The 8,125-nt window shown below is 33.5% G+C and carries 7 protein-coding genes and 3 pseudogenes; 4 read left to right on the plus strand and 6 right to left on the minus strand.

From position 1 onward, the window contains the following. Nucleotides 1-83, minus strand: a pseudogene (locus JOC59_RS08895) (IS6 family transposase); the annotation flags it as partial. A gap of 498 nt (nt 84-581) precedes the next feature. Here JOC59_RS08895 and JOC59_RS09390 point away from each other — a divergent pair. Next, entirely contained in the window at nt 582-767 is a 186-nt protein-coding gene (locus tag JOC59_RS09390) for a hypothetical protein (protein ID WP_239517090.1), read from the plus strand. Between the two features lie 75 nt (nt 768-842). On the opposite strand, the gene JOC59_RS08905 is transcribed toward JOC59_RS09390, so the two are convergent. From JOC59_RS08905 to JOC59_RS08915, 3 genes and pseudogenes are all read right to left on the minus strand, one after another. After that, nucleotides 843-1,379 (minus strand): 5-formyltetrahydrofolate cyclo-ligase, encoded by a 537-nt coding sequence (locus tag JOC59_RS08905; protein ID WP_205144404.1) that lies wholly within the window; start codon nt 1,377-1,379, stop codon nt 843-845. A 27-nt stretch (nt 1,380-1,406) separates the two neighbouring features. Continuing rightward, entirely contained in the window at nt 1,407-1,979 is a 573-nt protein-coding gene (locus tag JOC59_RS08910) for a uracil-DNA glycosylase family protein (protein WP_205144405.1), read from the minus strand. Between the two features lie 263 nt (nt 1,980-2,242). Further along, nucleotides 2,243-2,644: pseudogene (locus JOC59_RS08915) on the minus strand (GNAT family N-acetyltransferase); the annotation flags it as partial. Between JOC59_RS08915 and JOC59_RS08920 the strand changes: the two are divergent. The 3 genes and pseudogenes from JOC59_RS08920 to JOC59_RS08930 all read left to right on the plus strand — a co-directional run bounded on the left by JOC59_RS08920 (nt 2,642) and on the right by JOC59_RS08930 (nt 6,024). Beyond that, nucleotides 2,642-3,955, plus strand: coding sequence for a sugar porter family MFS transporter (locus tag JOC59_RS08920; protein ID WP_205144409.1), 1,314 nt, complete (start codon nt 2,642-2,644; stop codon nt 3,953-3,955). The pseudogene JOC59_RS08915 and the gene JOC59_RS08920 overlap by 3 nt on opposite strands. A 23-nt stretch (nt 3,956-3,978) precedes the next feature. Further along, complete coding sequence (locus JOC59_RS08925; RefSeq protein WP_205144406.1) at nt 3,979-5,007, plus strand: polysaccharide pyruvyl transferase family protein; 1,029 nt, start codon at nt 3,979-3,981, stop codon at nt 5,005-5,007. A gap of 87 nt (nt 5,008-5,094) precedes the next feature. Next, a pseudogene (locus JOC59_RS08930) lies at nt 5,095-6,024 on the plus strand (IS30 family transposase). Between the two features lie 415 nt (nt 6,025-6,439). On the opposite strand, the gene JOC59_RS08935 reads toward JOC59_RS08930, so the two are convergent. Both JOC59_RS08935 and JOC59_RS08940 read right to left on the minus strand, forming a co-directional pair. Next, nucleotides 6,440-6,778: a hypothetical protein gene (locus tag JOC59_RS08935; protein WP_205144407.1), complete on the minus strand. Its 339-nt coding sequence runs from the start codon at nt 6,776-6,778 to the stop codon at nt 6,440-6,442. 1 nt (nt 6,779) lies between these two features. Continuing rightward, complete coding sequence (locus JOC59_RS08940) at nt 6,780-7,595, minus strand: ParA family protein (protein WP_205144408.1); 816 nt, start codon at nt 7,593-7,595, stop codon at nt 6,780-6,782. Between the last annotated feature and the right edge of the window lie 530 nt (nt 7,596-8,125).

An 8,125-nucleotide genomic window follows, 5' to 3' on the forward strand; every position in this document is an offset into this window, starting at 1 on the left:
CTTAATGAGAATCTAAAATAGTAGCCAACGGCTACCAAAATAATATCTTTTTGGAAATGTCGCCCTTTAAAATAATTTTCCATCATCGCTACCTCACTTTTTAGGCTAATTATACTCAAAATAAGTTTACCTGAAAAATTTTGCACCAGAACCTTATACAGCTATTTATTATATTTCTAGTAACGATTTTTTTCTCCATGATTTTTGTATTTTACTTTAATATCAAAGGCTATATATAGCAGTCGCTTGTGTTAACCTTGGTTGGTTACATTATTTTAGTAATTCCGTTAACAATACTAACATTGCTGAAACAGCGAAATAAGTTTAGTCACGATTCAGGAATAGGTAAAAGCAATAATATATTTCAGAATTCTTTAAACGTCTTGGATAATATTATTATTCTCTCAACTATTTCATTGGACAACGTTTCTAATTCGAGTATCATAACGTTTAAGCAATCTAATTCTGACGAAAATGTTTTCTACTGTGTTACAAAAAAAGACAGCACACGCGTCAAAAATATTAGATTCAACAACAAGGTATCCATAGCTACTTGGTTTGATAAACAGACCGGATCTAGGATGAGTTCTAACTCCGTTGTTGCTGAAATTATCGAGAACAAAGCGATGAATGATGAAGTCATGCAGCATCCAGAAATTAAAAAGCTATCTGATGATTTTAGTAATAATGTTATTATTAAGCTGAGGATTAATTCTGCTTTGGTTGAGTCATTTCAGTCTAGCCCTGTTGTAGTTGATTTTGCTTAGTCTAATCGATTTATTAAAATTAAAAAATGCTTTCTCTTAATGTATCGAGAGAAAGCATTTTTGTGTATTTGTTGATTAAGTTAGCATATTTTTTACTGGCATATCCCACTGGTTACGCGAAAAATTGTCAATTAATTGTGGTGGTAACACTAACGAAATTGTGTCTTTACTATATTTAGATAATACACGGTCGAAAAATCCGGCGCCATATCCCACTCGATAATTATCTGGTGTAAAAGCGATCCCTGGAACAATCATTAGATCAATCTCGTTTAAGCTGTGTGCAAAATTTACTTCCTGATTAGGTTCTAAAATACCAAAATTAGATTTGCTTAATCTATTTTTACTATAATCGAACCAAAGTAAATCTTTTTTTGAGACTCTGGGAATGAACACTTTTTTACCAACATTGATAGCCATATCTATAATTGGTTGAGTGTTAAGTTCGTTTTCCATGCTCATTGTCACTGCCACAGTCGAAGCATCTTGCCATAACTGACAATTAAATAGTTGTGTGTATAGTCTAGTTTCGTGTTTGAGCTTATCATCTGGTTTATAAGAGTTTAAGTTCTCCAAAATATATGTTCTGATTTCTTGTTTTTCTAACAACATAATTTAATACCTCGTACAATTCAAAAATTATTCTGACAGCATCTTAGTAACAATCTTTTTTAAGTTTGGGACAACTTCTTTTTCAAACCATTTATTTTTCTTCAGCCATATATTATTTCTTGGAGAGGGATGAACAATAGGAAAATAATTAGGAAGATAGTTCTGGTAATTTTTAATAACATCAGTTATTTTGTCTGAACTTCTAAGATTTAGATAATATTTTTGAGAATAAGAGCCAACTAGAATAATTAATTTTACGTCAGCCATTTTGTTTAATAAGCGAGGATGCCACTTATCTGCAATACCTTTTCGAGGCGGTAAATCACCAGATTTAGACTTGCCAGGGTAATAAAAATCCATTGGTATAACACCAATCATTCCCGAATTATAAAATACATCCTTATCAATGCCCAACCATTCACGTAAGCGATCACCTGAAGCGTCATTCCACATAATTCCGGTATTTTGAACTCGTAAACCTGGTGCTTGACCGATTATGACAATTCTAGCATTTGTGGGTGCATTGTAAATTGGTTTTAATCCATGCTGAGTGAACTTTTTGTTTGCAGGATCCTGTTCAATTTCTTCAAAAATACTCATATTCTTTCTCCCCTGGTTTTCTAATGGTCCAATTCAATTATAAACCTGTGGTAATGGGATTGAAAAATTAGTGTAGTTCAAAACAGGGATTATTCTATTTTTTGAACCAGAAAAAGATGCTCAGAAGCAAAAAATATTTGATAGTTTTTAATGATTTGTTACATTTTTCGTGTATTTGCAGTTAGTGTGATTGCTTATTGTTACTATCAGCGTGGGTGCTGCAGCTTTTTCTGTTATGAGCGAGATTAACGTTGCTTTGCAAATCAGTCATCTTGGAAAATAGCATAGTAATCAATGTCAACCCATTTGCCATCATAAAAAATTTCATCTTTTACGGTTCCTTCCTTGACAAAACCGACCTTTGTGTAGGCTTTTACGGCACCAGTATTGAATGGATAGACGGATAGCTTGATTTTATGCATATTAAGATTATTAAAACCATAATCAAGCATCAGTTTCATTGCTTCTGTACCATAACCTTTAGAACGATCTTCAGCTTTTGGAAAACCAATTCCCAATTCGCAGGAGTGATTACGAACGCTAAAGTCGGTTAACATCACATAACCAATCAAACTATCATCATTTGTTTTTCTAATTGTGAACGACGCATTTTCAGAACTGTCAGTGTTTTCTAAAAATATTTTTTCCCATGTGTTTATGTAATATCTCTGGGAGGATTTTTATTTGGTTATGATACCGGAGTAATAAATGGTGCACTAGCCTTCATGAGTCGTCCGGATCAACTTAATCTTGGTCCATTCTTACAAGGTGTGGTTTCCAGTTCTCTTGTAATTGGTGCTTGTATTGGGGCATTAGGATGTGGTAAGGTAGCTGATCAAATGGGCAGGAAAAAAAACCTGCGCTTAATTGCAATTATTTTCACCGCCTCAACTTTTCTTTGTGCATTAGCTATTAACTTCTGGTTCATGTCCATTTTTAGATTTATTTTAGGAATTGCCGTGGGAGCAGCATCTAGTCTTTCCCCAATGTATTTGGCTGAAATATCGCCAGATAATTTACGCAGTGCGAATGTTAATAAGAATGCTATTTTTATTGTTCTAGGTCAATTATGTGCGTTTGTTGTCAATGCTATTTTAGGTAATATCTGGGGTAACTGGGGTCCAATTTGGCGAATTATGGTTTTGTCTGCCGCAATTCCATCGGTGATTTTATGGATTAATTCATTTCGAATTAGTGGTAGCCCGCAGTGGCTTTTGTTCAAGCGACGGGTTAACAAAGCAAGACAATTGTTTCGCCGATTAGGTTTCAAAGACACTAACGCTCTCATTAAAAGTCAGACTGAGGCAATTGATGAAACTGATGACCGAGATTTCAGTTGGGCAGTTGCTTTGAAGAATAAAAAATTACTTTATTTACTAATTACCGGAATTGTGATTGCATTGATTCAACAAATTTCTGGTGTTAATACTGTGATGTATTATGGCACGATTTTACTTGAAAAAGTGGGCATGGGCGCAGGTGGTTCACTATATGCAAATATTTTAATCGGTGTTGTGTCAGTTATTGCTAGTATCTTTGGTACGCGGATGATTGAAAAAGCTAATCATCATAAAATGCTAATTATTGGCTTAATTGGCAATGTCGTTTTCTTAGCAATATTAGGTTTGATTATGAAGTCAACGATGTTTTCTCAGACAGTCACTAACGCATTGGTTCTGATTGCCTTGACCTTATTTTTGGCCAATCATCAAGGTATTGTTAGCCCTGTGACATGGTTATTATTAGCAGAAATGTTTCCGGGTAAAGTTAAGGTGCAATTTATGTCAGTTGCAACTGCAACAACGTGGATTACCAACTTTGTCATTAGCTTAATTTATCCACAGCTTATTGCATTGCTTGGGACAGCTGTTGTCTTCTTCGTTTTCGCGCTAACAAATGGGTTCAGCATCTTATTATCTTTCCTATTTGTGAACGGTCGCAAAATGAAAAACGCATATCAAAACGCTAGAGTATAAAAATAAAAGGAGTATTAATTCATATGGCAAACTTTTTTGTTAACACTACAGAGGTTACACACAAACTTCCTAATAATGATCGGCCAAAATTTTACATGTTTGGTGTTCCGAGCTACACGAATATGGGAGATCAAGCAGTTTCATTAGCTGAAAGGAAATATATTGAAAACGAATTTCCGGAGTATCAATATATTGAAATCATTGAAGAAGACGATGACTATGCCATTCCGGTTGTACAAGAACATCTACAAGCCTCTGATATTATTGCATTCACGGGCGGCGGGAATATGGGCAACTTATACCATAATCATGAGGAGGCACGACGCAAGGTTTTTTCGACTTTTGTGAATAATCTGACAATTTCATTTTCTCAATCAATACACTTTGAAGACAATGAAGATGGTGAGATTGAAAAACAAAAAAGTCAAGAAGCGTACCGCAAAAATCCTAATCTCGTGTTAGTAGCGCGTGACGCTCAAAGTTTTCATCGTATGCAGTCGACATTTGACAACCCAGTCATTTTCACACCAGATATGGTGTTATATATGAATTCTATCAATTGGAATTTCGATCGAAATGGGGCTTTATTCGTGTTACGACATGATTCAGAAAAAGTTGTTAAGCAAAGTACAATTGACAATATAAAAGGGATCTTAGGAAATGAACGCGCTGTTAAAAGAGTTGATACCGTTTTAGACGAACCAAAAAAGATTACACCTGTTACTCGGGAGAAATTATTTAATTCAGAGCTAGAACTATTTTCACATCAGGAAATAGTTATTACAGATCGCTGGCACGCAATGGTATTTTCAGTTTTAACAGGAACACCTTGCTTGTTATTTGGAAATAGTTATGGAAAAGGGAAGCATGCCTATATTGATTGGTTAGAACACGTTAACTGGATAGATTATACGGACGAATCCGACATTGATCGTATAGAAGAACTAGTACACAAGCTAATTTCACAGAAACGACACAATTACGATGTTAAAAATGATTTTCGTCAATTACGTGATTTAATTCAAAATAATATGCATAATGGTAGATTGTAAAATTAATCCGAACGCTGTTCGGACAAAAAAGATCAGCTTCCTTTAAAATGGTGTTTACCACAAACCCATTTTTTAGGAGCTGATTTTTTGTCTAGTATAACCTATTCTGAACGAATTAAAATTGAAACCTTTTGTGAGCTAGGACTGACCAATATCCAAATGGCTGAGCGGTTAAAACGATCTCCGTCTACGATTTCTTATGAATTATCTCGTTGTCAACCTTATCAAGCTGAATTAGCACAGGCCAACGCTGAATATAAACGGGCGCATTGTGGGCGAAAAACTAAACTGAATGCCAAATTAAAGCAAACCATTCTAAACCATTTACGTCTAAGATGGTCACAGGAAGTGATTGTGCATGAGCTTAAACTAGCCACTAAATCTATTTATAATTGGCTATATCAGTGGAAAATTGAATTCTCCTTGAGTGAACTACCTGAACATGGGCTACGCCAACGGCGTAACCTTGACCAACGTTCTAAATATAATCAATCATTAGGACGTTCAATTGACTAACGACCAATTATGATTAACCAACGTAACCGCATCGGTGATTTTGAAATAGATACAGTGGTTGGCCCTCGTGGACATAGCAAGGCTGCTTTATTAACGCTAATTGATCGCAAATCACGTTTTCTTTGGGCTTACCGATTAAAAGATCGGACAGCGGCGACTGTTAATGAAGCCCTAGCTATGTTTCTAACAACTTTTAAGGGACCGGTACACACCTTTACTGTCGATCGTGGAACTGAGTTTAGCAATCTAGCGTCATTTGAACCACAATACGGTATTCAGACCTATTACTGCCATGCTTACACGCCCGCTGAACGCGGCATTAATGAACGATTCAATCGGAACTTACGTTATTTTTACCCTAAGGAGACTTGTTTTGAGCACATTAGTGCTCAAGATTTAACAACGACGTTACTCGAAATTAACCAACGTCCCCTTAAAGTACTTAACTGGCAAACACCTTACCAAGTGATGCTGACTAATTTGTCAAAAAATTCGGATTAAATTTGTAATCTACCATTTTGGATTGGGAAAAACACTGTAAAAGGTAGTTTTTATGATTTAGTATCTATTATCAAAATAGTATTTAAAAACATTGACCAAAACTTTGGAGTGATGTTTTAAGCGATTAATTGGATGGCATAGTTCTGGAATTCAACCAGACTCATGCCGTCCAATTTTGCTTTAATTCATAAAGTCAGTAACTACTGATTTTAGTTCAGCAAACTTTTGGTGTTGCGTTGGACGTACTGTGCACACTTTTAAAACTCTTAAAAAACATAAGAAAAACCCCTAGATCGGATTTACTCCAATTCGAGGGATCATTGTAACTTTTACATAAGTATTCTTTTACGTATTTATATTATTTTATGCGGAAATTTCCATAATTATATTTATGGAAAAGTATAATTATGGAAATTTAATCAGAATTTTTTAGATTATTAGCAACCGTTTCTATACTACTCTTTATTATTTTTTTCTCTTGAGCTGGTAACTCTGAAACATACTCTTCGACTAAATCATTAATTACTTCGTATATTTTTTTGTTTTTCAATGTAGCAATAGTTGATATAGCGGTGTGAGTATTAACAGGCAATCTAACACTCTTTGCTAAATCTTTGGTTTTTAACTTTTCTGGAAGTTTTAATAAATCTTCTGGCATAGTCCGTTCATTTTCATCAGACTTTTTAGGAACAACATTTTCTGGTCTTTCAGTTCGTTTTTTTCTAAAAGAACCTAACCCCATTTCTTCAACCACATTACTTACCTCCTTCAAAAATGTTTATACGTTCAATAACTTCCTCTGCTAACGTTTGATATACATCATGGACTCTTCGATCGTTAACATCTTTTACATTGTCAGTTATACCTGTTCTATCAAATCTCTTTAATCTTGCCATTTGCTTAATATGGTTATTAAACATATTGCTCTTACCAAAGCTATCTATGGCATCTTGGACAACATCTAAATCTAATTCAGATCCATTTTGTTGTAATACAGGTAGTATTCCTAATAAATCGATATTTAAATCATAATCTTCTTGCAACTCTAGTAGATGCTGTACATATTTTTCAGCACCCTTAAGCGCTCTTTCTTGCGTTTGCAATACGATTATCACGTAATCACTAGCAACCAATGCACTATCTGTAAATTTATTTAATTGTGGTGGAATATCCAAAAATACATAATCATATTGTTGTTTAAATTCACTAATAAATTTATTAAAAAAATGATCTTGTTCAAAATCGTTTGAAAAATTATCATATAAAAACTTTTCAAATCCTTGCAAATCTGAATATGATGGCAACAAATCTAAATTTGGTTTAACGTGAATAACTGCTTCTTTAGGATTATTATTTTTAATAGCTTCAAATAAAGTTTCTTTAAATTCCGGTTTCTGTTGGTAAACATTTGTCATAGTCGCTAATAATAAATCAGTCCCATTTGCTTGTGGATCTAAATCTACTACCAAAACTTTTTTATCCATTTTAGACAAAGTATAAGCAAGCATTAACGTGTTTGATGTTTTACCAACTCCACCTTTAAAATTACCACATGTAATAGTTGTTGTCATAAAAACCCCCATGTAAAATTATATAAATTTCCATAATTATAATTATGGAAATATGGAAAAATGTAAAATTATAATTAATATATCTCAATTGTTCCTTTATATAGTAATAATGTTTTCAAATTTATAATAATAGAAATATGGAAAAATGTAAAGTTATAATTATGTAATTATGGAAAATTATACTTTTTAAAATACTATTGCGTTATTTTTAATTATAACTATTGATTTTTCCCTTATTATAAGGTTTAATTAAGTCATAATTTTAAAAAGATATAACATCTATTATATCTTTAGGTGTTAAATTATTTAACCAAAATAAAAAGCTCCCAACGCCAACTGGGAGCTAAACAAAAAAATGACCAGTCCGGCAAGACTGACCAACAAATCTCATCTGTTGGTATTATTATATCACTAAAATTATTTGTGGTAAATATTGTCGTTTTTTTCTAAATAAAATTTAATGGAGAAAAAAACTATGACAAAATCAAACTCATTTTTTAAATCAGCACAATCAATCTGGACTGACCAAC

This window comes from Periweissella beninensis (assembly GCF_016908275.1).
In the GTDB taxonomy this organism is placed as follows: Bacteria; Bacillota; Bacilli; order Lactobacillales; family Lactobacillaceae; genus Periweissella; species Periweissella beninensis.

Excerpts from the sequence above, each read along its gene's own strand:
- JOC59_RS08940 (WP_205144408.1), bottom strand. The coding sequence starts at position 7,595 with ATGACAACAACTATTACATGTGGTAATTTTAAAGGTGGAGTTGGTAAA.
- JOC59_RS08910 (WP_205144405.1), bottom strand. The coding sequence starts at position 1,979 with ATGAGTATTTTTGAAGAAATTGAACAGGATCCTGCAAACAAAAAGTTC.
- JOC59_RS08905 (WP_205144404.1), bottom strand. The coding sequence starts at position 1,379 with ATGTTGTTAGAAAAACAAGAAATCAGAACATATATTTTGGAGAACTTA.
- JOC59_RS08925 (WP_205144406.1), top strand. The coding sequence starts at position 3,979 with ATGGCAAACTTTTTTGTTAACACTACAGAGGTTACACACAAACTTCCT.
- JOC59_RS09390 (WP_239517090.1), top strand. The coding sequence starts at position 582 with ATGAGTTCTAACTCCGTTGTTGCTGAAATTATCGAGAACAAAGCGATG.